Genomic DNA, 23,625 nt, shown 5'->3' with positions numbered 1-23,625 from the left:
TTTCCAACCCCTTTATATCCCAACATCATGGAGTTCTTGTAAAAACCGTTCAGGCTCATCAACGGTCACAAAAATCCGGCTCACTGTTCGTTTCCTGCCGAGTAAGCCGCGGCCTTTGACCTCTTCATTAAGCTTGATTTCAAACTGAGGCAGGTGTTTCTCCAGTCCACCAAGCGTCAAATTGAAGTACCGGCCATCTTCCGGAAGTCCCCCTCCCTCAAATGGTCGGATTTCCTTCACCATCTTCAGGGGCACGGTGATATGAAAACGGAGGCCTTTTTGTAAATGAAGCTGATGGTTATGTATTACAACAGGGCTTTTGCGAATCGCCTGATAATCGGCAATTAGAAAGACGAGCGCGTAAATGTCAAGAATGGTCGCGATCCAGGCGGCCATGTGACTGTACTGCATAAGCATGACGTGGACAGCGATGATTTCAATCAGCATCGCGTGGACAAGCATGAAGAAGACACCTGAGTATTCACTCTTTTTATGATAACTGAATGTGTGCTTCCCCTTCTTCACCCGGTCGAGCGAAGGGAGAAGAGCATAACGGATGGCCGAGAGATCGGTGGATAAAATGCCTATGACCTTCTCAATTTCAGGATAATCTTTAAATGTATGGTGATTGGCTTCATAAATTCTCGATAGTAGATGCGGATGGGTGTGGAGAGTAGACGTGAAGTGCCTCTGCCACGTCTTTATATATTTAATGAAGATTACGATAAGAACAGCTTCTAAGAGAAGAAAGCTCCCTTCAACGACCACCAAAGAAATATTCATGAACATCAAATGTTCTTTCGCATAAGGGGGAACCAGCCAATGGACTATCCCCGCCCCTAAGAGCCATAACGGAGCAAGCAATGACAAAGTCGGTTTTCTACGGAGAACAAATAAGAATAAGACGGCCGGCAGCACGAGGAGGATGTCGGTCACAGTCGCGAACACCAGCACAGGCGTTACCTTTCCCACGACTTGTACTTTTTGAACGAAAATATTCGAACAGAGGATAACAAAGGTAAACAAGATGCCTCCAAAAAATGACTTCGGATAAGCTTTCATTGCGACCAGCATTCTGCCCCCTCCTTTTCCTTTATTTTACTATAAAAGCCACCCATACGGACGTGTAGGAGTGTCTAAAGCCTGCAGCTATGATAGGTTGTTCACCTATTTGTCATAAACAGGCTGCAAATGAGATACTTTCGTTTACTTCAGAGCAAAGACGTATTATACTTAAATTTGTTTAGGGGGCTAAATAAATATGGAACGAAATTTTGATCAATATTTAGGTTACAACATAAATATGGTGTCACACTTTTTATTGAATATATATAACCAAAGGCTGAGGGAATTCGGGCTGACCCACTCTCAAGCAAAGGTCATTTATTTTCTTGCCAAAGAAGGGGAACAATCCCAGACGGACTTACAAAAACAACTCCACATTAAGGCTTCATCTATGAATGGGTTGATTGAAACACTTTTGAAACATGAGCGGATCGTGAAAAGGTCCTGTCAGAAAGATAAACGTACAAAATTGATCAACCTTACAGATAAAGGATTAGAGCTGCATGCTACGATTAAGTCCATCATTAAGGATATAGAAGATGAAGCTACTGAAGGACTGTCGATAGAAGAACAGCAGGTGATGGTTTCCTGGCTCAAGAAAATGCAGCAGAACCTGAAACCAAAAACATCAAGGAGCGAAGAATAATGAAACAACAAAGTCAGCGGTTAGGTACACAGCCGATACCGAAATTATTAACGAACCTATCCGTGCCAGCAATGATCGGTATGTTCGTCATGGCGCTTTACAATGTGGTGGATACCCTGTTCATAGCCCGCGGAGTCGGTATTTTAGGTGTTTCCGGTGTCAGCATCGGATTTCCGGTAATGATGATCATCATGGCGATTGCAGCGGCTGTCGGAATCGGTGGAGCTTCCGTCATTTCCAGACGTCTAGGTGAAAACAAGCCGGAAGAAGCCAACCAGGTTTTCGGAAATATACTGTTTACCATTGTCGTCGTCTCAAGTTTCGGATTTATCGGTGCTTTTACTTTCCTTGAACCTTTACTGAAGGTGTTCGGTGCTACGGAGAATATTATGCCGTATGCTACAGACTACTTGTTCCCGATTATGCTCGGTTCATTTTTCTTTTCCTTCGCTTTTACGACGAACAGCATCATCCGCTCTGAAGGGAACTCCAAATTTGCGATGATGACGATGATCATCCCCGCGGTCCTGAATATTATCCTTGATCCGATCTTCATTTTCGGGCTGGATATGGGAGTTCAGGGAGCTTCTGTTGCGACCGTCATCTCTCAAGCAACCGTCAGTATCGTCGTATTGAATTACTTTTTAAAAGGGAAATCGTCCCTCACGGTCAAAGCCTCCTACTTGATGCCACAATGGACCGTTATCCGTGAAGTATTAACGATCGGAATGCCGGCGTTCATCCGTCAAGTTTCCGGAAGCGGGATGATGATTGCCATCAACCTGATGCTGATCAAATTCGGTGGTGAATTTGAAGTTGGGGTCTTCGGAATTGTCCAAAAACTGGCGATGTTCACCATCATGCCGATGATTGGTGTTCTTCAAGGGATGCAGCCGATCATTGGGTACAATTATGGCGCCCAAAACTATGATCGTCTGAAAGAAACCGTTCTGCTCGGATTGAAGGTTGTTACATTCATATCTGCCGGTATATTCATCTTGATGATGGCGTTCCCTGAAGGACTGATGAATATCTTCACAGGAGATAAAGCGACGATTGAAACAGGATCATTCGCCATTCGGATTATGTTCGCCCTTTCCATCCTCATCGGCGCACAAGTCGTGAGTGGTGGTCTTTACCAGGCTCTGGGCATGGCTAAACCGGCTCTGGTCCTGTCGATGGCCCGCCAGGTTTTGTTCCTGATTCCACTTGTCCTGATCCTCCCTAACTTTTTCGGAGTGACAGGGGTATGGCTTGCGTTTCCGCTTTCCGACTTATTTGCTTTCATCCTTTCTATGGTCTTCCTTTATAAAGACCGCTCTCTATTTTTCAAATCCAAGAATGAGGACCCGCCTTATGAAGCGGCTCCTTCTCAAAGTTGATTCTTACTTCACGGTGTCTAAGGACACCGTTTTTTTTTGCTTAGATTCAGTGACGGTAGTTCATAACGTACCGCTCCTAACTTTTACCAAATAGTTTACAAGGTAATTATAGCAACAACTGACAATTTCCGTTAGAATAAGACAGAGAGTTTTATTTCTATAACCAAAGGATGGAACACATGACATACTCGATTCATTTGATAAAGCTGTTCACACGCCGTGAAGATCATTTGTTCAAATTGAATGAAGCAGAACGGCTTAAAAACGTTTGGAATCTATTATTCTTCTTATTAGGTTTGACGATTGTTACATATGGCTGGGCCGCTTGGGTCGGTCTCGGCACAGACGCCATTTCCGCGAATATGGCTGAATTGAATAGAGTGGCATTTGAAATGAGGAAAGCGTGGTTCATCCTCGGACGTGTCGCTTTTGCGGTCCTTTTATTTTTGTTCACTCTTTTCATTTCATCTTTCTTTTTCTGGTTGTTCAACAATGTGTCCTATAAAAAGCTTTTTATTCTACAAATGAATGTCCTGCTTGTCATGCTCATTGAAAGAATCACATGGATTCCCTTAATGGTCTATGCAGGCATCGACTGGTACGTCTCCCCCTTCTCCTTCGGCGTGATCGCCTCCTATTTCACGAGTGTAGATTGGGTGATCTACACGTGCGGAGCGATATCCATCTTCCAGTTGTTCATCATCTGGTACCAGGTGAAGTGTATTTCCTGGCTGTCCAAGACGAAAATCGGCTGGATTTGGGTCGGCGTGGTGTTTTGGCACATGTTGCTGTGGGCAGGTACAGCCGCCCTGGCTAAATTCGATTTGTATCTCCTTTATTTAATCAGATAAGAAAGCAGCAGGTGGAAAGTTCTATGAAAAAAATCAATCTCAAAGGCCGAATCCTAGGATTATTGATCATCGCCTTCATTGCGACCAATGCTTTCCTCATCTTTCTTGATGAAGGAGAACAAGTGGATCGCAAAACTTATGTCAATGAATGGTCTAAAACCATCACTTATGACTTATTTGAAAAATTAGACACGAAAGCCGTGTTCACTTCAGAAGAATCGGAACCTGTCTATTTTAATCAAGACGTTGGATCGTTCCATGAATTCCTTGTAGAGGAAGGAGATTCCGTCAACGAAGGAGACGACCTCTATACATATGATGTAATGAATTACTACCAGGAGGAAGCCCGCCTTCAGTCAGAAATAAGCAGGTTCGAGGGTGAAGTCGACGCTATTGAAGACTATATTGATGAGCTTGAAAGCTACAACGTTCCCGATCCACCGGAAACGGATAATGACTCGAACCCCTTCAATAACAATTCCAGTTCAAGCGATGCCTCTCCCCCTTCTTATGTTGAAACGGAATATATGAAGGAAGAGAAAATCGCTGAGCAGGAAGCGGAGCTTGCCAAACAACAGGCTCAGCTCCAAATGGTGGAGGACCAATTAGACCAGCTTCAGGGTGAAGGCGACCGTATCACAGTCACGAGTGCCTTTTCAGGTACAGTTACAGAAGTATCCGAAAATCTTGAAGCACCTCTCCTTACATTAGAATCTACGAACCTTGTATTAGAAGGGACCCTTCCGGAAAACGAACGCAAAAGAGTGGAACAGGAGATGACCGTCGACATTTTTGTACCCGAATTAGAATATGAAGCGACAGGTACATTATCTTCTGTAGATGATTTCCCTGAAGCAGTTGACGTTGATCGATCCAGCCGGTATCCCTTCAGCGTTTCTCTGGAAAACCCTTCAGAGGAGCTGCTCGCAGGATACCATGCTGATTTAAAAATCATCACCGATGAGTCTCTCGGTGCAGTCACTGCCCTAGAGGAAGCTTTGGAGACAGAAGAAAACCTGTTTGCCTGGGTGATGAACGAAGAAGGGATCGTTGAGCGCAGAGAGGTTGAAACAGGTTTGGAAGATGGAGGACTCATAGAAATCATCTCTGGACTTGAAAATGGAGAGTGGCTGGCTGTGGAGCCGAAAGATGAGTTCAGAAACGGAGCCGTCTTTTTCACCCCTCTTCATATGGACGATTTAAGGGTACGCGAAATGTTCAAGATGGAACGTCGATCCATCTTGAACTATGGATTATTAGGCATCTCTCTCTAGATAAAAGAAAAACAGGCCCGTCTTCCGACGAAGGCCTGTTTTTTTATATCCAGCCTCTCCTATCTATCAATGGAATACGGGGCAGATGACTTAAGAGAAAAGAAGGAAAAGAACGGTTTTATATTTGCATCTCTCTTATTCTAATGGGACGATAGTAGTTACATAAACTACGAAGGACATAAAGGGGTGTGAACATGAAATTAAGTATATTGGATCAATCCCCTATTTTAACCGGGACAGACCCAACTGAAGCCTTACAACAGACGACTGAACTGGCAAAATGGACCGACAAACTCGGGTTCCACCGCTTCTGGGTATCTGAGCATCACAGTACGACGAGCCTTGCTGGTTCTGCACCAGAAATACTCGCTGCCCATCTGGCCGCTCACACGAAAAACATCCGGATCGGAACCGGCGGTGTACTCCTCCCTCACTACAGCTCCTATAAAATCGCCGAGTCGTTTCGGGTGTTGGAAACCCTTCACCCCAATCGTATCGATCTGGGAGTCGGCCGCGCACCAGGTGGTATGCCTAATGTGAATTTAGCCTTGAATAAAGGAAAAGTGCCGAGCATTGAGGACTATCCATCTCAGGTAGAAGAACTGATCGCCTACTTGCATGGGCATGACCCGCAGGGTATGGATATTTACGCTACCCCGAAAGGAGAAACGGCGCCGCCCGTTTGGATGCTGGGTTCAAGCGGTACCAGTGCACGCCTGGCCGCCGACTTAGGTGTTTCGTACTCTTTTGCCCACTTCATTAATGGACGGGGAGGCATCCGGGCAATGGACAGATACCATGACTATTTCACGCCCTCTTTGCAGCAGAATCAACCGGCGGGTAATGTATCCGTCTTTGTCGTTTGTGCGGAAACGGACGAACATGCCGAATACTTGGCGGCAAGCCTTGATCTTGCTTTGTTACAAATCGAAAAAGGCGGGAAACGGACGCATTTCCCTACACCTGAAGAAGCGCTGAACCACTCGTATACCATGTACGAAGAAGAACGAATTCAGGATAACCGCAATCGGATGATTGTTGGATCTATCGGAAAAGTCAAAGAAGAAATTGAACAATTGGCTGAGAGTTATCATGTTGAAGAAGTGATTGTCAACACGATTGTCACCCCCTTCGAAGATCGTTTGCGATCCTACGAACTCCTCGCAGATGCATTCCAACTAAGCTACACGACCACCACGATGACCTAAGGTCATCGTGGTTTTTTGTTGGAAATAGTGACACTAAACTTTAACAGAGCGCCAATAAAAAAGAACTTCTCCTAACGCAGGTTTTGTGATGGCTTGTGTGTATCATTACGGACACATTGTACGAATAGGAAAACACTTAACAAAGTCTATCAACACGACAAAGGAAATAATTGGTTTAATTCTTACGTCCTATTTAAAATGTCCTGCTTCATGCCGATATTTATAGATGTCAGACATCATAACAAGGAGTGGTTAATGTGCAACGTCTCTACATACCCCTCGTACTCCTATCCTTTCTTGCAGGATTAGTAGGATGTGCGAGTAATGAAACGAAAGCGGATACAGAAGAATCAGTCAGTGCGGGTCTCATCGTCACAGACAGTGGGCTTGGGGATGATTCTTTCAGTGATTCTGCTTTTCAAGGACTCGAACAAGCCCGTGACGAATTGGGCATCACTTTCGATTACCGCGAACCGTTCGATCAAGATTACGAAAAGAATGCCAAAGAACTTCTGGACCAGGACCACGATGTCATCATCGGTCTTGGCTATAATTCACAGGAAGCCATTGAAGCGCTCGCTAAAGAAAACCCCGACCAGGCATTCGTGATGATTGATGCTGTCTCGGAGCTTGAAAATGTCACCTCCATCACTTTCAAGGAAGATGAAGGAAGTTATTTGATCGGCCTTATTGCCGGGATGAAAACAGAGTCAGGAAAAGTTGGATTTATAGGCGGGGAAAAGATCCCTGTCGTTGAACGTTTTGAGGAAGGATATAAGGCCGGAGTGAAAGCTGCTAATCCAGACGCTGAAGTCCTCTCCCAATACGCAGGTACTTTTGATGATGATGAGCAAGGGGCAACCATGACGGAAAGCATGGTGGCAGAAGGTGCTGATTTCGTATTTCCAGCCGCAGGATTCACAGGAATCGGTGTGCTTAAAGAAGCGCAGAATCAAGGGATTCACGCATTTGGTGTGGATAGTGACCAATTTTTCGTCGCAGAAGAAGCGGTCGTCACTTCCATGTTGAAAAACGTGAATGTCGCCCTTTTTGACGTCATGAAACGATTGAGTGAAGGAGAAGAACTGGATGGAGGTACTCAGAATCTCGGAATCCAGGAAAATGGTGTCGGGCTTTCTCCGATCCGCTTGATCCAATTAACGCCGGAAGAACAGAAAGTCTTAGATGAAGCGACAACACAATAAGGAGGAAATGTTATGACGATCGGAAAAAGATTATACACAATGACGTTAATTCCATTGCTTTTATGTCTGGTTCTTATCGGTTTCATCGTCTTCCAGATGATGGACCTGCAGCGATCTTCCAACCAGGATGTACAAATTCTTCTCGAAGGAAAAGAATTGCACGGGCAGCTCGTCAGTGTGGAACAAGCCTTGACCACTTATGGTTACAACCCTTCCGAAGCCGCGCGAAGTGAAGCGGAACTTATGATAGAACAAACCAACAGTACCTTCAGTGAAATAGAACCGCAGATTGTCACAGACAGCCAGGAAAGATGGTACAGCCAGGCTCAATCTAAATTTACAGATTGGACAGAACTTGCTTCCACTGCATTAGAGAGCAGCGATATCAATGAAGTTCAGCGTCAGGCAGCCCGCACCGGAGGCATTGTCAACGATATTTTCATGCTCCAGCAGGAAGCACAATCATGGTACAACGGTCAAATGACAGCTCAAAAGCAAACGATTCAACAACTAATTTGGTTCACAATCATCGCTGCCGGCGTCCTTGTCGTATCCAGCATTCTATCGACGATGAGATTGACGAAGCATATCGCACGCCCTCTTCGCGACCTTGCCAAAAAAGCCTCTGAAGTGGCAGATGGGAATTTGAAAACATCAATTGAAGTGAAGGATAGAGAAAAGGATGAGATTGGACAATTGAAGCGCTCATTCCGAACCATGGTCGATAACTTAGAGGGTACCGTCCATTCTGTTCATCACATCGGTAAGAATGTCCAGGATTTCAGCTCCCGCCTTCATAACGAAATGGGAGGTCTTTCTGAAATATCAAGCCAGGTAGCGAATTCCACAGATGAACTCGCGCAAGGAAGTCAATCCATCTCAGAAGATGTTCAGGACGTAGCCAATCTCATGGACGACCTTCATCAAGGGTTTGAATTGAACCGTGAACAAGGACAGTCCTCGAGAGAAGCCAGTCAGCTCGCCCTTACCTATGTGGATGAAGGACAGACAAGCATCACCGAGCAGCGGGCCCTCATGGACCGGAGTGCTGCATCGATTACGAATGTAGAAACATCCGTCAATCATTTCATCCAATATACCGATCAAATTGAGTCAACGGTCAAACTGGTAAATGATATTGCCGAACAGACAAATTTGCTCGCTTTAAATGCAGCGATTGAAGCGGCAAGGGCAGGAGAACACGGAAAAGGGTTTGCTGTCGTGGCAGAAGAAGTGCGCAAACTAGCCGACCAATCTACGGCAGCTACCGGAAACATCACGGAGATGGTGATGCAGATCCGGGACGGCGTACAAGTCATTGAACGGGAAATGCAGGAGACCATCCAAATATCCAACAGGCAGAATCAGTCGGTGGATACTTCCAAAACCGCTTTTGAAAAAATAAGCGCTCAAGTTAAATCGATTGATGAACAACTGGAAGCACTCGTAAGCGGCCTGGATGAATCCAAAGAAAAAAGCACCACTGTCAACGTATCCATCGAAAACGTTAGCAGTATCGTAGAAGAAACAGCGGCAGGTACGGAAGAAATCTCCGCTTCTACCGTCGAACAGCAACAAGCCTTCCAGCAGATGATCAAAGAAACGGACCGACTTGAAGAAATGGTCGCTGATTTGAATGAACAGTTGGAGCACTTTGAATGGAATCAGGAAATAGAACAAACAACGTTAGACAACTATATGGAAACAGATGATGATAATGAAGAAACTTACACCGCTTCCGCTTAAGGGAGCGGTGTAAGTTTTTATCGGCGTGTCGGTTTTCCTGCGGGCTGCTCAAGAGAGCGAAGATCTTCATCAAGATTCATCACCTTCTGCTCCACCATTCCCCTGGCATCCTCCACCCCTTTGTTATAGAAGAACGGCCCCATTTCTTCCGCTAATTTATGTACAAACTGCTCCGCAGCGAGATCACCGATGACCTCTCCACGTTCCATTTCGAAATACTCTTTGACCTGGTCCACCATGTATTCTCTTTCTTCTTTTTTCAAATTCATACAGATGCCTCCTTTTCCATTATCGTACCACATCCTTTTTCATGCCCGTCACACAAACGGCTGCGTTCGGTCGTTCCGGCTTAAAATGGGTGCGTACGTGTTTGAATCCTGCTTTTATAAGGAGATTCTGCATTTGCCCTCCCAGAACTTCCGTGGTGTCGTCCGTCGCTTCTTTTTCGTGGGACACAATCGTCAGGGCGATTCTACCGTTTTCCGTTAGCAGCCCCTCAAGGTGAGAAAGGACTTCTATGGGATTTTCCCAAAAGGTGACATTATTGACTGCGTAGACTTTATCCAGCGAATGGTGAAAATGGAGAAGTTGACCCGCTTCCCCCTGAAAGATACCGACTTGTTCAGGATGTTTTTCCTGAGAGAATTTCTTCAATACCATGTCGACCATTGCTTCTGATGGATCGATCCCATATAAAACTTGTGGTTTCATAGCCCCAGCCTTCCTCAAGGCATCTCCTGACCCGAAGCCGATCTCCAGCACATGGTCTCCCTTTTGAATATTCAGGAAAGACAACGTCCAGTCATTCAATTCCTGATTTTCTTTTTCCATGAACAACCCGGCAAGCTTCCCTACAAATCCCTCAGGTTTAGCGAAATGTTCATAAATCATCTTTCACCCCTCCTCTTCCGTCCTCATACCCGAACATTGACGCCTTTACGCATTACAAAAGAAGTATTAGTTTTTTTCTGTCTGGATTGTTTGTATGATAAGTGACAGAGGGATTTATGCTAAACCTATACAATGATCACCACAGGGGGGATCCTATTTGAAAAAAGTTGTTGCAATCTTACTTCTCACACTTCTGTTCCTCACGGCCTGCGGGGAGTCCGCCGATAAGAAGGACTGGACGGAAGCTTCCTGGGAAGAAATTGAAACAGAAGCGGACGGTACAGAAGTTCGCCTATACATGTGGGGGGGCGATGAAGGCATCAATGCTTATATTGATGAATACGTTACTCCTAAACTGAAAGACCAATATGATATGACGCTAAAACGCGTCCCCCTCAACACGCAGGAAATCTTACAAAAGTTACAAACAGAAAAACAAGCGGGCAAAAGAGACGGTTCGATTGATCTCATCTGGATCAATGGTGAAAACTTCAAAAATGCGAAAGAGAATGAACTGTTGATGGGCTCTTTTACAGATGTCCTGCCGAATTTCAAGAAGTATTACGAAACAGATGCCCCCGCCTTCCAAACAGATTTCGGAACAAAGGTAGAAGGTATGGAAGCCCCATGGGGTAAAGTCCAATTTGTCTTTCATTACGATCGTGAAAAAGTGAATAAGCCTCCTTCCACTTTTGAAGAGCTGAAATCATGGGTGAGTGAGAACCCCGGGAAGTTCACCTATCCACGGGCAGAAGACTTTACAGGGAACGCCTTTTTGAGGCATGTGCTCTATGCAAAGGCCGATCAACCTTCTGAAATTTATGAAGAAGCATTTGATGAAGAGCAGATCCGTTCGGTGGCTGGACGTACATGGGACTATCTGAACGATATAAAGGGCGATCTATGGCGCTCAGGAGAACATTACCCTAACAGTCTGACAGAACTTGACCGTTTATACAGCGAAGGGGAAGTTTGGATGACGATGGGTTATAACGAATCACGTGCTGAATCGCTCATCGAAGAAGGAGTGTTTCCTGATTCTACACGGTCTTTCGTCATGGAACCCGGATCTATTGGGAACACTCATTTTCTCTCTATTCCTTACAACAGTCCGAATCAACCCGGCGCCCTAGCAGCCATCAACTTCCTTTTATCCCCGGAAGCTCAGCTTGAAAAGTATAAGCCGGGATATTGGGGAGAGAACACAACGATCAGCCTGGAAAAATTACCAGAGGACATGAAGCAAGCCTTTGAAGCGGTTGAACGCGGAGAGAGTGTTCTACCACCTTCACAACTTGAAGAAAGTTTCCTTCCAGAATCAGAAGCTGCTTATGTCGATTGGATGAAGGAACAGTGGTTCAATGAAGTTGTTCAACCATAAAGCAATCCTTCTCTTTCTACCAGCCCTCGTTTTCCTGTTGATTCCTTTTTATGGATTCATCGATGCCGTACGCCAAAGCCTTGGGGATGGAAGCCTCCTCTATTACAAAGAAGTATTAGAAAAGGAGCGGTTCTTATCATCCTTCCTCTTCAGTATACGGACAGCTGGAATCGCGACCATTTTATCCATACTTGGCGGACTTGCCCTAACAAAGGCTTTCCACCCATTGCTTCATTCCCTACCTCCCAGGTTAACGGTTTGGATTCCCATGCTGTTTCCACACTTCGTCTGGGGGTACTTGGTCATTCTCCTCCTTTCTGAAACAGGATGGATCGCTCAGGTTTTGACTTCCTGGGGCTGGCTGGAAGAGACGTCAGGATTTCCGGTATGGACGAGGGACTTACATGGGATCGGCATCATCATCACCTATGTATGGAAAGAGATCCCCTTGGTTATTTTGCTGCTTTTTCCTGTGTACGCAACCATACGTCCTGAGTATTATTCGCTCGTCGACAACTTGGGAGGAAATGCGTGGCACCGTTTCACCGCGGTCGATCTGCCACACCTCTTTCCTGTTCTAGTGGAATCATTTTTAATCATCTTCTCTTTCACACTGGGAGCATATGAGGTGCCTGCTCTTATCGGTACTACGTTTCCTGAGATGGTTTCTGTTCTAAGCTATGAATGGTTCTATGGAAGCTCATGGGATGATCGGCCTTTGGCCTTTGCCACGATGGTTCTGATGAGCATCTTTTTATTGGCCTTGACCTTGATCGGCTATTACAGCTTGAACAGACCCAGATGGAGAGCGATGAGGGGGGACCGGCAATGATAGGCAGAAAAGTATTCTTTTATTTCTTCACCCTGACCTTATTCGTCACTCCCCTCACCCTCTTCATTCTACAAAGCTTGAGTAGTCCGTGGCGTATTGCGTCCGGGAAAGCCATTGCTTGGGGATGGCAGGGGTATGCGGCCCTTTTTCAGAACCCACAACTATGGGAAGCGACGATCACTTCCCTTGGCATTGGATTTGTCGTCTGGGGCATCAATGTTATGGTCGGTTTGTTTACAGGAAAAGCATTAACTTCTCATACTTCCAGCGGAAAAGCCTGGTTGGAAGCCTTGCTTCTGACTCCGATTCTGATCCCTTCCCTCGCCATCGCAATGGGGCTGCATCTTTTTATGATCAGAATCGGGCTTGCTGATACGATCTGGGGGGTCATGATTATCCATCTAGTCCCTACAGTACCGTACAGCATTAAAATTTTTCATAACAGCTACCAGCAAATCGGAAAAGCGATGATGGAACAACCCCATATTCTGGGTGCAGGTTTTTGGACGCAGATTTTCACCATTGAGCTGCCATTATTGAGGCCCGCGATTCGGAGTCTCACTTTTTTAACGATGGTTATCAGCCTCAGCCAATATGCGATCACGGCCATTATCGGAGGCGGAAGAGTCTTGACTTTACCACTTGTCTTTTTTCCTTTTCTCGAAAATGCTAATACGTCCACCATGGCCGTTTTCTCTCTCTGGTTTGCTCTGGTACCTGTACTTATGTACATCATCATTGAAGCTCTGATGATGTTTCTCCCTTATTCTCGATTGCCATGGAGGAATCATCGATGAAACAAACTAAGTTGGAATTAAAACGAATGACAAAAACCTTTGACCAAGATACCGTTTTGGATGACCTTTCTTTCCATTTGGAAAAAGGAGAAATCCTCAGCATCGTCGGTCCTTCAGGCAGTGGAAAAACAACATTGCTTCGCATCTCTCGCAGGTCTTGAGAAGCCGTCTGGGGGTGAAATGATCATGAATGGCAAAGACATCACCACCCAGAAAGCGAACCGACGTAACATCAGTCTGGTTTTCCAGCAACCGCTTTTGTTTCCCCATATGACGGTTAAAGAAAATATCGCATACGGAGCAAAGGTCTCGAAAAAGTATTCAAAGGAAAAGATCGACACATTACTGGATGCGATCGGAATGAGTCGTTATCAAAATCATTTCCCTTCTGAAATATCAGGAGGACAGCAGCAGCGGGCTGCCCTTGCCCGCGCGATGGCGACTGAACCGGAAGTCATTTTATTCGACGAGCCGTTCAGCAGCCTCGACCCATCCTTAAGGCAGGACCTAAGATATTGGGTGAGGGATTTTCTCGTCGCCCGGGAAACTACGGCCGTTTTCGTTACGCATGATATGGAAGAAGCGATGATCATGGGGGATCGAATCGCCGTTTTCGAGTCCGGGACGTTTCAACAAATCGGAACGGCAGAAGCACTTCACGCCAATCCAGCTAATTTAAAAGTCGCTTCCTTTTTAGGAGGACACCTTATTCTGAACGATGACGAGTTCGCTCCGCTGAAAGACATCCGAATGGACGAGCCGGATGTACCGGAAGATGCTGTCTGCTTTGATGCGGTAGTAGAGCACATCACATATCAACATGGAAGACCGATTGCCCATCTCTACGTAAAAACACTGAATAAGAAGATTTCCCTGCCTATTCAAACCACGCCGGATTCAAGTGACGTACGACTGATGATCCCATCCGGATCCATTCAGAACTTCCGGGATCGCGAGGGGCGTTTATGAAGAAAGATATTGTACGTACGATTCTTTTCCTGGCTGTTTTCATTACAATCGCCTGGTATATCCGCTCCCGCTTTGACGTAAACGCTGATAATATCCGGACCTATATCTTATCATTCGGTGCGATCGGCCCCCTTATCTTTATGGGATTGTATGCCATCGGCCCCATCGTTGTATTCCCTACTTCTGTCTTATCCCTTGCTGCAGCTTTCGCCTATGGAATTTGGCCGGGAATGCTTTACATTGTCATCGGTGCCACAGGGGCTGGGGTGACGGGGTATATCATGGGAAGATTCTTCGGGGATTCCGTGGTCAAATTCCACCAGTCAAAGTGGGCAGAAAACATTTACGAACGGATGCAGGGCCAGGGATTTCTATATGTCTTCATCCTGAGACTCATCCCCCTCGTCGGATTCGACATCCTCAGCTACCTCGCCGGGGTGACCAGAGTGAAATTTCTTCCCTTCGTCCTGGCGACGGTGATCGGCATGTTACCAGGAACGTTTGCCTACAGCCTTGTTGGAACTAGTCTGGCAAGCGGAGATCGCACATTGATTTTTGTCGCTTTCAGTGTGTTCACCCTTCTGCTCGTCACTACTTATTTCTTCCGTAATAAAGTAAGAAATTGGCTGAATATTTAATTGCAGCCCCAATCAACCGTTAGACAGGAACAAAAAAGAGTCTTTGAAGTGTCCCTTTCAGACACTTTCAAAGACTCTTTTTATTGATACTTTTCCATGAACTCCCGATCGATCTTGTTCTTCAACTGCCACGCCTTTTTATTATGTGAACTGAGTGGTCCATAAACGAGAAACCCTTTCTTCCCACCTGTTGATAAAATATAGAGTGCGTTCTTCTGTGGAGTATAGCTTTCCAAAGGTTGACCGGAAAGATAGTTTCTCAGGTTTTCCCAAAGGACCGGACCCTGTTTCACGGCATACACCCCGCTCTTTGGCAGGTGAGGATGATCGACCATGGTAACGCAGTCTCCTGCACCAAACATGAAATCATAATCACGGAACTGGAGCGTCGACCGGACAAGAGCGAAAGCACGCTCATCAATAGCAAGCGAAGACTTTTCGAAGATTGGATCACCCAGCGCACCTCCGAGCCATAAGACACCTGTATGGCGGACACGGTTGCCATGATCCGTCTTTACAAATTCGTCGAAAACCTCTTCCACCCGCTCATTCTGCCACATGCGCACCCCTTTTTTCTCTAACAGCTTCTCTAGCCTGGCCGAGATCCATTTCGGTTCTTCTGCCAGGATCCCTTCAGACGTGATCAATCGTACCTGTCCAGGGATTTCATATTTATCTTTATACGACTGAATGGACATCGCAAGCTCAGTCCCTGCTGCCCCGCCTCCAACAATCAACGGCTTCGTGGTTTCCCTCAACGTCCTGATCTGTTCCGTGAACTCATAATTAGGCTTGATGGTTCGGGCAGGGGTGTCTTCAAAAGAGGAAGGAAGACTTTTCGATCCAATGTCAAAACTGACAACATCAAAAGGATAGACAGATCCATCATCACAGACGACCTTTTTCTGTTGTGGTCGTATGTATGCTGCTTTTTTCGGAATCCAATGGACGTTGGCAGATTGCGCTAATTTGCGGATGTCCACCCTGATATCCTCTTCTGAATAAAGACCCTCTGTGTATCCGGAAAACATTCCGGAATAATACTGGTACGGGGAAGGTGTAATCATGCAGACATCGATCTGCCTCCAGGACTCCTTACTCAACTGGTTCAGAACCTCAAGGTGAGCATGACCGGCCCCAACAAGTAATAACCTTTTCGACAAAAGAGCACCTCCTTACAGAAAACGCCCACATGGCAGGACCATGTGGACGTGGTTCTTAAAGACTTGCCTGTAGAAACTCCTCTACTTCTTCAGGAGTTTTCGCATTCGCACTATGAAGGTGGGCCTTCTTATTTCCATCTTTGAAAATCAGAATACTTGGAATCCCCATCACTTCATACTTCTCAGCGATCGCCGGCAGTTCATCACGATTGACATTATACCAATCGTACCCGTTATACTCCTCAAGAATGTCTCCAATAAACATATCCATGCGACGGCAATCCGGGCACCAGTCCGCTTCGAATTTCACAATGACCGGCCGGTCGCTTGCGATCGTTTCATTGAATTTATCCGTTGTATGAATGGTTTCCATCAAACTCAATCTCCTTTATCAATAGCTACTTCCTATCATACCCAAAATGGGTGGATTTGTCTTTCATCAGGCTCACTTATATTCCACTCTTCCCAACAACCATGCTGCAAGCAATCCTCCAAGGAAGGCAGCGATACTGACGATCATCATGATTGCGGATCCAGGCACCCCTGGAAAAATGACAAATACAGAACCGATGACAAGGCCTATAATGACCCCGAAAGTTCCAGACGTATAGTTCTCAAGGAAGAACTTCACAATCTTACTCATGACTACTATGCCGCATACGATGCCAGCCCCCACGACAGCGATAATATCAATCCGAAAGTCGGAAATTCCTGATGTCACCGTTGTATATACACCGATAATCAACAGGATGAATGAACCACTAATGCCAGGAAGGATCATAGCACTGCTTGCGATCCAACCGGAGAAAAACAATAGGACATATCCGGCAAACGTTAAATTCTGCATCGGATCAGACTCTGTCGTCTGGAAAAAGGCCATCGAAGCGACCAATGCGGTGCCAATCAATAATAACAGGTAATGCTTCGCTTTAAAGTTGTGTTTCACATCAGCTTTATGCGTTAAATATGGAAGCACCCCGATAATAAGTCCAAGGAAGAAAAACTGCGTCGGTCCCGGATAGTGTTCGAATAACCATTCAATCAAATTGGCCATCAAACCGATAGCAATGACGACTCCGATGCCCAGCGGCAGCAGAAACTTCAAGTGCCTCTTCCACTCCTTACTAAAAAAGCCGTTGATGGCTTCAATCAGGCGATCATAAATACCGAGAACGACAGCGATCGTCCCTCCACTCACACCTGGAACGACGTCACTCGCCCCCATCAACATACCACGATAAATATTTCTCCATTCCCACATATCTCTGGCTCCTTTATCTATCTAACCCTATTTCCTTTTTATTCTATCAGATTCCTCTAAGAATTTATGATACATTTTCTTAAAAGAAAATACAAAGAGTGGAAAACCCCCATTGGATTGATCCTTTAGAGTAAAAGGCAAGAGGGAACCCGCCTTCTCTTAGTTTTAAGATGCATAAAGAAAGAACTTCCGCTTCCTTAGCGAAAGTCCTTTCATGATCATTAAGCTGAGTTCTTCTCCTCTTTATTCTTCCCTCGATCTAGCGCGATTTTATCTGCTCGGATGGCTTTATATAAAGATACGACCATCAGAATCATAATGAAAGAGAACGGAAAGGCGGCTGATATGAGGGCATTCTGCAAGGCCTGTAAACCTCCGGAATACAAGAGGACAGCCGCCATGGAAGACTGGATAATCCCCCAGACGAACTTGACCATCGTCGGTGGCGTTAATGACCCGTTCGTCGTCTGCATCCCAAGGACGAAAGTTGCAGAGTCTGCAGATGTAATAAAGAACGTTCCGATCAATACCATAGCAATGATGGACAGAATCAGTCCCATCGGGTAATTGTCAAAAGTACCAAACATGACCTGCTCTGTCGCTAAGTCAGAAAGTCCTCCTTCGTCCTGCTGGACCTGAATGGCTGAAGATCCAAAGGTGGAAAACCAAAGGAATCCTACGGCAGACGGAACGAGCAGGACGCCTGATAAGAACTCGCGGACCGTACGCCCTTTGGATACACGGGCAATGAATATACCGACAAATGGGGACCAGGCGATCCACCAGGCCCAATAGAAAACCGTCCAGTTATTGATCCACGTCCGGTTTTCCTCACTATTCGGGGCAAGACGGAAACTCATGGATGGGAGGTTCTGTAAGTAAGCTCCAATCGTATCCGTAAACATGTTCATAATGAATAATGTGGGGCCTACGACCAACATAATGGCAAGCAGGGCGATTGCTAAAATCATATTCGTATTACTCAAATAACGGATTCCTTTGCTCAAACCCGTATAAGCGGAAATCATGAACAATACCGTCACGATTCCAATAATGACGAGTTGAATGAGAAATGAATCCTCTAATGGTGTTAAGAATGTCAACCCACCATTAATCTGTGCTGCACCGAAACCGAGGGTAGTTGCTACACCGACAATCGTTGCGAACACAGCGATAATGTCAACGAACTTCCCCCAAGGACCTTTCATAGCGTCACCAAACAAAGGCTCAAGTGTCGAACTGATCAATGCCGGGGCCCCTCGCCGGAACTTGAAATAGGCAAGTACCAAAGCAACGATTGCATAAATTCCCCAGGCGTGTACACCCCAGTGGAAATATACAAAACGCATGGACTCATTCAAAGCGGCTGCGGTTCCCGTTTCGGCTGTAGGGGCATTGTTCGCATAGAAATAAATCGGTTCAGCTGCCCCCCAGAAAACGAGACCGATCCCCATCCCTGCGCTGAAGAGCATGGCGAACCACGTAGCGTAATTATAATCAGGGGTATCGTCGGCCTTTCCAAGCTTCATTTTCCCATATGGACTGAAGATCATATAAAGACAGAAAATGACAAACCCGGTGACAATCAGCAGGTAATACCACCCGAAATGGACAGAGATATAAGACTGGATACTACCGGTGATGCTTTCTAGGTTCTTCGGAGCAACAGCGCCCCAAACGACTGAAAATAATGCAATGGCTAATGTAACCCAAAAAACGGATGTAACTTTCTTCATGTTTAACTCCTTTCCGAAACTGTGCGTATTTTCGATACGGGGAGATGTTCAGGGGATAGGTCATTCGATGTATGTATATCGAATACCCAAAAGGAGAAAAAATAAACAAGGTCTCGAGTTTTTTCTACATGAATACAGCCTTGAAAACAGCTGCTTCCAAGGCTATATTTTCACGTGAATTTAAGACGATGAACCTTAATAAAGCAAACGCTCCAGCCAAGGATGGTTTGGCTGATGGTGCATTAGTCCTTGCTTTAACCACTCTTTTCGGTGTTCGTTCAAATAAGGGAATACATGAAGAAAGTCTTGGTCATCCTTCTTTCTCGTGTCTTCAGATTTATAAAGAAGAACAATCTCAGGATTTAAGTACGGATACCCTTGTTCCGATCGCAGTTGCATATGATTACTATCATAAGTAATGCCCGGGTCTCTCCTGTAATGCCAGTGCTCTCCTTTTTTATCATGAAGAAAAATTTCCAGGAGATCACCTTCCTGAGAAAAAGCATGAATTTCATGAATCGGCTGTTCAAGCCTCTCTCCCTCCCATCGCCGGTCACTTCCTCTTTCAACAATTTGCAGATCCCAGGCGTACAAGAATCGATAGAGCTTTCGTTGGTCTTCCCGAAAGATGACCACCTCCACATCGTCATGGTGCCTTGTCTCTTCTCCTATATGAAGATCCAAGGCCCAGCCTCCAGCAAACATCCACGGACGATCAAAAGCACTCAACCACCGGGAGATTTCCTCACACTTTTCAAACATAGACATTCATCCTTTATGATCAGTCGTTACCTTTCTTCGTCCTTAACACGAAGGGACGATCCATATACGTTAAGTATAGCCAATCTCGTACGGAGATCGCCTGCAAAAAGAAAACCTCCGCCGGATCGACCACCCGAATCTAGAATTTTTTCATACGCTCAGGCTTTCCATAACAGGATGTGTATCATATGAGTAAAAGAGATATGTTTTTCATAGGAAATTATAGGGAATAATCTAATCGATTATAAAATTCATGTTCATCTCATGATTCATGAAAGGAGTCCACGATGAAAGATCAACTCAAAAACCCTGTACTCATCATCTCCGCTACAGTCATCACGGTCCTTGTCATCGTAGGAGCGGTCAACCCTGAAGGTTTCGGTACAGTCGCCGGATCCTTATTCGAATTCACCACGATCAATTTCGGCTGGTTTTATCTTATATCCGTTTTCGGCTTCGTTATTTTTCTAGCGGCCTTGGGATTAAGCAAATATGGAAAAATTAAAATCGGTCCCCCGGATTCCAAGCCTGAATTCCCATTTTTCACATGGATTGGAATGCTTTTCTCCGCTGGATTCGGAGTGGGACTTGTTTTCTGGGGAGTGGCTGAACCGATGAGTCACTATTTTGAAACGCCGTTCCCGGACATGGAAGCTCAGACCGAAGATGCTGCACGAGTCGCTATGGGATATTCTTTCTTCCACTGGGGAATTAACCAATGGTCCGTTTTCGCCATTGTGGGACTGCTTATCGGTTTTCTACAGTTCAGGAAAGATAAAAACGGTCTTGTATCAACTGCACTTGAACCCGTGCTCGGAAAGTCAAAACCTGTAAAATACACCATTGACTCCTTGGCGGTTATAGCGACTGTAATGGGAATCGCGACTTCCCTGGGACTTGGCATCCTTCAGATGAATGGAGGATTGAATGCTGTTTTCGGGATACCGAATAGCACAACGTTCCAGCTTGTCATCACCGGTGTCCTTCTTATCTTATACTTAACTTCCTCCAGTACAGGACTGGAAAAAGGCATCAAGTGGCTGAGTAACCTGAATCTGGCCTTATGCCTGCTTTTGCTTTTGTTCGTCTTTTTTGCAGGACCTACTGTTTTCATCCTAAACAGCTTCACCTTAGGTCTGGGTGATTATATTACCAACTTCGTCGGGTACAGTCTCAGGTTGACTCCATATGAGGGAGGAACTTGGCTCCGTGAATGGACGATTTTCTACTGGGCGTGGGTTATTGCATGGTCGCCCTTTGTCGGAGCTTTCGTGGCCCGTGTTTCCCGCGGCCGAACCATTAGAGAATTCATATTCGGCGTCCTTGTGGTACCCCCGCTGATTGCTTGTTTATGGATTGCTGTATTCGGAGGAACGGCGTTAAACAGTGATTTGAACAATGGGACACAAATTGCTGAAGCCGTGAATAACGACGTGACAGTAGCCTTATTTGAAGCCTATGAATACCTGCCGCTCACCGGAATTCTTTCATTCCTGTCTATTCTGCTGATTGCGACATTCCTGATTACCTCTGCAGATTCTGCCACTTATATCTTGGCCAGTATGACGACGAACGGCAGTTTAACCCCTGCTCTCGCCATTAAAGTTATCTGGGGAGTCCTGATGGCAGCGATTGCTGGTGTACTCCTTGTAGCTGGAGGGCTGGACGCACTGCAGACGGCTTCTCTCGTTTCTGCTCTGCCATTTACAGTCATCATCATCTTGTTCGTTTATGCCTTTACGAAGATGATTCGAAAAGAGCCCCTGCCACAGAGATCTACTAAGAAGAAAGAATAACAAAAATACGGAACTGAAAAACCCAATTAAAAAGAGGAACTTCAAATCTTTGAAGTTCCTCTTTTTACTGAATATATCCACACTAAACGTTCACAGAGTTTTTAAACCTCTGGGTCTTCAATACTCCAGTACCCTCCATCCCCAGGGTCATCATAAGTGAGTGCCGTCCCTTCCAATTCCCATGTTCCAGCGACGAGTAGAACTAGAAAAGCGAATAAAGTGATCATGAACCTTCTCATACAAATAGACCTCCTGTTATTTATCTATTCTCTTTAAATAAGTCAAAGGAACTTGAGCAAAAAAGTAGTCCCCTTGTTCATGGATGAAACGCAGATAAGAGTTCCTCAACATCTCTCTGTCGCCAGTCGCAAGTCCTAAATAACTCTCTTGAAAGGGAGTTAAGGATGGAAGAGGACCCAGAAGCTGCTGAGTGGTTTCATACTCCCCTCTTGCTAACGCAAGGTGGGCTTGTTCTACTGGGTCTGTGGTCGAAACTCCTTCGGTTTGAAGGTGGAAAGCGGATATGAACGGAAGCGTATGGTTTCTGGCCATGTCCAAAAATCGTATCTGCCCATGCTTCTCAGCGATTTCCATCGACTTTTGCAACGATTCTATAGAAGATTCATAACCATTAAAAAGCTGACAGAGGGCCAGGTCATGATGCATCCGGCTCTTTCTTCTTGGAGAAATTTCTGTGTTGATCATCTTGTAAGCATAGCGACTGGCAAGGATGGAGTTGTTTGTTTTCCAATAGTGATAGAATAGCAGCTCTTGATAGCGCTGATTCAAATAATAATACATCAAAGGTTCATCAACCTTCTGCAAGGCCCGGTCGCATTCATCCAGATACTTATCTAAAGCCGTAAATATCTTCAAATCCTGATAGGAGTATATGAGGGTGAATAAATGCAGGCATTGCAGAGATGGGTGTGAAAATTGAAGCTCTTTCAAAACGTCCAAATGGCTCGTAACCTTTTCACTAGTGGTTTGAGCAAGGATGATTCGATAGAGGTACTTCGCCTCTTCATGGATGTATGGAGAAGAAATAATCACAGTAAGCTCTTCAAAAAAATCGTTCATATAGAAAAATTCCATACTTACAATCTGCTCGTCTATGGAGGTTGGGAAATGGGAGAGAATATGATCCTTCGTATGTAGGACAGCATCTCTTCTCGGATACTTTTTCAGAAATTCCAAGTATACGAGATATAAAGAGGAAGTGCGGCTCATTTGTAATTTCCGCAATGGGCTCGGTTCAATCAGTTGGTAGTCTGTCATGACACTTTCCCTCCCAAATCGGTCTTTATTTTTAGTTTATTGAATTTTCGAAAATATGTCTATACACTATTTAAAGAATTTGAAATACAACTGGATATTTTTACCTTTAGTTTTCATAGAAAACCTCTATTACATAAACCGGTTAATCTTTCCGTACTTTCGGGAGAAATCATTCTCCACCTGAAATTATCCAAAGGATCTGTTAAAGGTCAGTGTTGATATTTGCATCAACAGATGGAAGTGACCATAAATGATAGGATGGTAAAAGAGAATTTATTTCTAAGTATCGAAACCTCTAGATGATCTCCTTTCACGATGTAACCATTGAATCTTGTTGGATTATGATTTCGAAACGGAGCCTTTCGCTAAATGGCAGGATTGTTGAAGACTTGATTTCGAGATGTTTTTTGAGTGGATGGGGCTGCGTGGAATAGCTCGCTTTCCGCGGGAGCGCGGTGAGCCTCCTCGGACTACGTCCTGCGGGGTCTCACCAAGCACTCTCTTCCTCGTAGATATCCGGTTTCTGCGCCTAGCGGCAAGTGAGACTTCCCTCGCTTCTGTACGATAAGTCAACATCGAATCTCTTCGTTCTTCGTGTTTCCTTTATCTCCTCCAGCTCAGTCCAGTCCATACGCCGCTGAACGAGGCGCCTGCACACTTAAGATAGGAGTCTCGCCATTCCCCTCCGCCCCTTTGCCATATAAGTCTCTCGAAACCACTACTTGAAAAATCAGCTTGTATGGG

Annotated in this window: 24 protein-coding genes; 14 read left to right on the top strand and 10 right to left on the bottom strand. The window is 45.3% G+C overall.

Annotation, left to right across the window (positions count from 1 at the left end; translation table 11 throughout):
* Positions 1 to 12 precede the first annotated feature (12 nt).
* Positions 13 to 1,074 (bottom strand): hypothetical protein, encoded by a 1,062-nt coding sequence (locus ACXADE_RS01775; RefSeq protein ID WP_474978812.1) that lies wholly within the window; start codon positions 1,072 to 1,074, stop codon positions 13 to 15.
* Between the two features lie 187 nt (positions 1,075 to 1,261).
* Here ACXADE_RS01775 and ACXADE_RS01770 point away from each other — a divergent pair, with 187 nt between their 5' ends.
* The 7 genes from ACXADE_RS01770 to ACXADE_RS01740 all read left to right on the top strand — a co-directional run bounded on the left by ACXADE_RS01770 (position 1,262) and on the right by ACXADE_RS01740 (position 9,377).
* Entirely contained in the window at positions 1,262 to 1,711 is a 450-nt protein-coding gene (locus ACXADE_RS01770; protein ID WP_474978811.1) for a MarR family winged helix-turn-helix transcriptional regulator, read from the top strand.
* Complete coding sequence (locus tag ACXADE_RS01765; protein WP_474978810.1) at positions 1,711 to 3,093, top strand: MATE family efflux transporter; 1,383 nt, start codon at positions 1,711 to 1,713, stop codon at positions 3,091 to 3,093. Before ACXADE_RS01770 ends, ACXADE_RS01765 begins: the two co-directional genes overlap by 1 nt.
* Positions 3,094 to 3,272: 179 nt before the next feature.
* On the top strand, positions 3,273 to 3,944 hold the full coding sequence (locus ACXADE_RS01760) for a hypothetical protein (protein ID WP_474978809.1): 672 nt from the start codon (positions 3,273 to 3,275) through the stop codon (positions 3,942 to 3,944).
* Positions 3,945 to 3,967: 23 nt separating this feature from the next.
* Positions 3,968 to 5,218, top strand: a complete 1,251-nt coding sequence (locus ACXADE_RS01755; RefSeq protein ID WP_474978808.1) for an efflux RND transporter periplasmic adaptor subunit — start codon at positions 3,968 to 3,970, stop codon at positions 5,216 to 5,218.
* A gap of 194 nt (positions 5,219 to 5,412) precedes the next feature.
* On the top strand, positions 5,413 to 6,426 hold the full coding sequence (locus tag ACXADE_RS01750) for an LLM class flavin-dependent oxidoreductase (protein WP_474978807.1): 1,014 nt from the start codon (positions 5,413 to 5,415) through the stop codon (positions 6,424 to 6,426).
* 257 nt (positions 6,427 to 6,683) lie between these two features.
* Positions 6,684 to 7,631, top strand: a complete 948-nt coding sequence (locus ACXADE_RS01745) for a BMP family lipoprotein (RefSeq protein WP_474978806.1) — start codon at positions 6,684 to 6,686, stop codon at positions 7,629 to 7,631.
* Positions 7,632 to 7,643: 12 nt separating this feature from the next.
* On the top strand, positions 7,644 to 9,377 hold the full coding sequence (locus tag ACXADE_RS01740; RefSeq protein ID WP_474978805.1) for a methyl-accepting chemotaxis protein: 1,734 nt from the start codon (positions 7,644 to 7,646) through the stop codon (positions 9,375 to 9,377).
* A 17-nt stretch (positions 9,378 to 9,394) separates the two neighbouring features.
* On the opposite strand, the gene ACXADE_RS01735 is transcribed toward ACXADE_RS01740, so the two are convergent.
* The gene (locus ACXADE_RS01735) at positions 9,395 to 9,646 is read right to left on the bottom strand and encodes a DUF2164 domain-containing protein (RefSeq protein WP_474978804.1); all 252 of its coding nucleotides are present in this window, start codon (positions 9,644 to 9,646) and stop codon (positions 9,395 to 9,397) included.
* Between the two features lie 19 nt (positions 9,647 to 9,665).
* Positions 9,666 to 10,268 (bottom strand): class I SAM-dependent methyltransferase, encoded by a 603-nt coding sequence (locus tag ACXADE_RS01730; protein WP_474978803.1) that lies wholly within the window; start codon positions 10,266 to 10,268, stop codon positions 9,666 to 9,668.
* 157 nt (positions 10,269 to 10,425) lie between these two features.
* Between ACXADE_RS01730 and ACXADE_RS01725 the strand changes: the two genes are divergently transcribed.
* From ACXADE_RS01725 to ACXADE_RS01700, 6 genes are read left to right on the top strand one after another with little or no spacing between them, the layout of a single operon-like run.
* The gene (locus ACXADE_RS01725) at positions 10,426 to 11,649 is read left to right on the top strand and encodes an ABC transporter substrate-binding protein (protein WP_474978802.1); all 1,224 of its coding nucleotides are present in this window, start codon (positions 10,426 to 10,428) and stop codon (positions 11,647 to 11,649) included.
* Positions 11,630 to 12,481, top strand: a complete 852-nt coding sequence (locus tag ACXADE_RS01720; RefSeq protein WP_474978801.1) for an ABC transporter permease — start codon at positions 11,630 to 11,632, stop codon at positions 12,479 to 12,481. Before ACXADE_RS01725 ends, ACXADE_RS01720 begins: the two co-directional genes overlap by 20 nt.
* Entirely contained in the window at positions 12,478 to 13,278 is an 801-nt protein-coding gene (locus tag ACXADE_RS01715; protein ID WP_474978800.1) for an ABC transporter permease, read from the top strand. The genes ACXADE_RS01720 and ACXADE_RS01715 overlap by 4 nt, the downstream gene beginning before the upstream one ends.
* Positions 13,275 to 13,439, top strand: coding sequence for an ATP-binding cassette domain-containing protein (locus ACXADE_RS01710; protein WP_474978799.1), 165 nt, complete (start codon positions 13,275 to 13,277; stop codon positions 13,437 to 13,439). The genes ACXADE_RS01715 and ACXADE_RS01710 overlap by 4 nt, the downstream gene beginning before the upstream one ends.
* 25 nt (positions 13,440 to 13,464) lie before the next feature.
* Entirely contained in the window at positions 13,465 to 14,247 is a 783-nt protein-coding gene (locus ACXADE_RS01705; protein ID WP_474978798.1) for an ABC transporter ATP-binding protein, read from the top strand.
* Positions 14,244 to 14,885 (top strand): TVP38/TMEM64 family protein, encoded by a 642-nt coding sequence (locus tag ACXADE_RS01700; RefSeq protein WP_474978797.1) that lies wholly within the window; start codon positions 14,244 to 14,246, stop codon positions 14,883 to 14,885. Before ACXADE_RS01705 ends, ACXADE_RS01700 begins: the two co-directional genes overlap by 4 nt.
* 80 nt (positions 14,886 to 14,965) lie before the next feature.
* On the opposite strand, the gene ACXADE_RS01695 is transcribed toward ACXADE_RS01700, so the two are convergent.
* The 5 genes from ACXADE_RS01695 to ACXADE_RS01675 all read right to left on the bottom strand — a co-directional run bounded on the left by ACXADE_RS01695 (position 14,966) and on the right by ACXADE_RS01675 (position 19,807).
* Complete coding sequence (locus ACXADE_RS01695; protein ID WP_474978796.1) at positions 14,966 to 16,048, bottom strand: FAD-dependent oxidoreductase; 1,083 nt, start codon at positions 16,046 to 16,048, stop codon at positions 14,966 to 14,968.
* Between the two features lie 55 nt (positions 16,049 to 16,103).
* Positions 16,104 to 16,421 (bottom strand): thioredoxin family protein, encoded by a 318-nt coding sequence (locus ACXADE_RS01690; protein WP_474978795.1) that lies wholly within the window; start codon positions 16,419 to 16,421, stop codon positions 16,104 to 16,106.
* Positions 16,422 to 16,493: 72 nt separating this feature from the next.
* Positions 16,494 to 17,309, bottom strand: a complete 816-nt coding sequence (locus tag ACXADE_RS01685) for a DUF368 domain-containing protein (RefSeq protein WP_474978794.1) — start codon at positions 17,307 to 17,309, stop codon at positions 16,494 to 16,496.
* 221 nt (positions 17,310 to 17,530) lie between these two features.
* Entirely contained in the window at positions 17,531 to 19,045 is a 1,515-nt protein-coding gene (locus tag ACXADE_RS01680) for a glycine betaine uptake BCCT transporter (RefSeq protein WP_474978793.1), read from the bottom strand.
* A gap of 195 nt (positions 19,046 to 19,240) precedes the next feature.
* On the bottom strand, positions 19,241 to 19,807 hold the full coding sequence (locus tag ACXADE_RS01675; RefSeq protein WP_474978792.1) for a nucleotidyltransferase domain-containing protein: 567 nt from the start codon (positions 19,805 to 19,807) through the stop codon (positions 19,241 to 19,243).
* Between the two features lie 287 nt (positions 19,808 to 20,094).
* On the opposite strand from ACXADE_RS01675, the gene ACXADE_RS01670 reads away from it, so the two are divergent.
* A complete protein-coding gene (locus ACXADE_RS01670; protein WP_474978791.1) occupies positions 20,095 to 21,603 on the top strand; it encodes a BCCT family transporter in 1,509 nt (502 codons plus the stop codon).
* Between the two features lie 101 nt (positions 21,604 to 21,704).
* Here the strand turns inward: ACXADE_RS01670 and ACXADE_RS01665 are convergent, their stop codons facing one another.
* The gene (locus ACXADE_RS01665) at positions 21,705 to 21,842 is read right to left on the bottom strand and encodes a hypothetical protein (protein WP_474978790.1); all 138 of its coding nucleotides are present in this window, start codon (positions 21,840 to 21,842) and stop codon (positions 21,705 to 21,707) included.
* A gap of 16 nt (positions 21,843 to 21,858) precedes the next feature.
* The gene (locus ACXADE_RS01660; RefSeq protein ID WP_474978789.1) at positions 21,859 to 22,881 is read right to left on the bottom strand and encodes an AimR family lysis-lysogeny pheromone receptor; all 1,023 of its coding nucleotides are present in this window, start codon (positions 22,879 to 22,881) and stop codon (positions 21,859 to 21,861) included.
* Positions 22,882 to 23,625: the final 744 nt, after the last annotated feature.

The organism is Halobacillus sp. ABR2_026, from assembly GCF_056158545.1.
The sequence above is the reverse complement of the archived record's forward strand: the minus strand, read 5'-3'. Positions and strand labels throughout refer to the sequence as shown.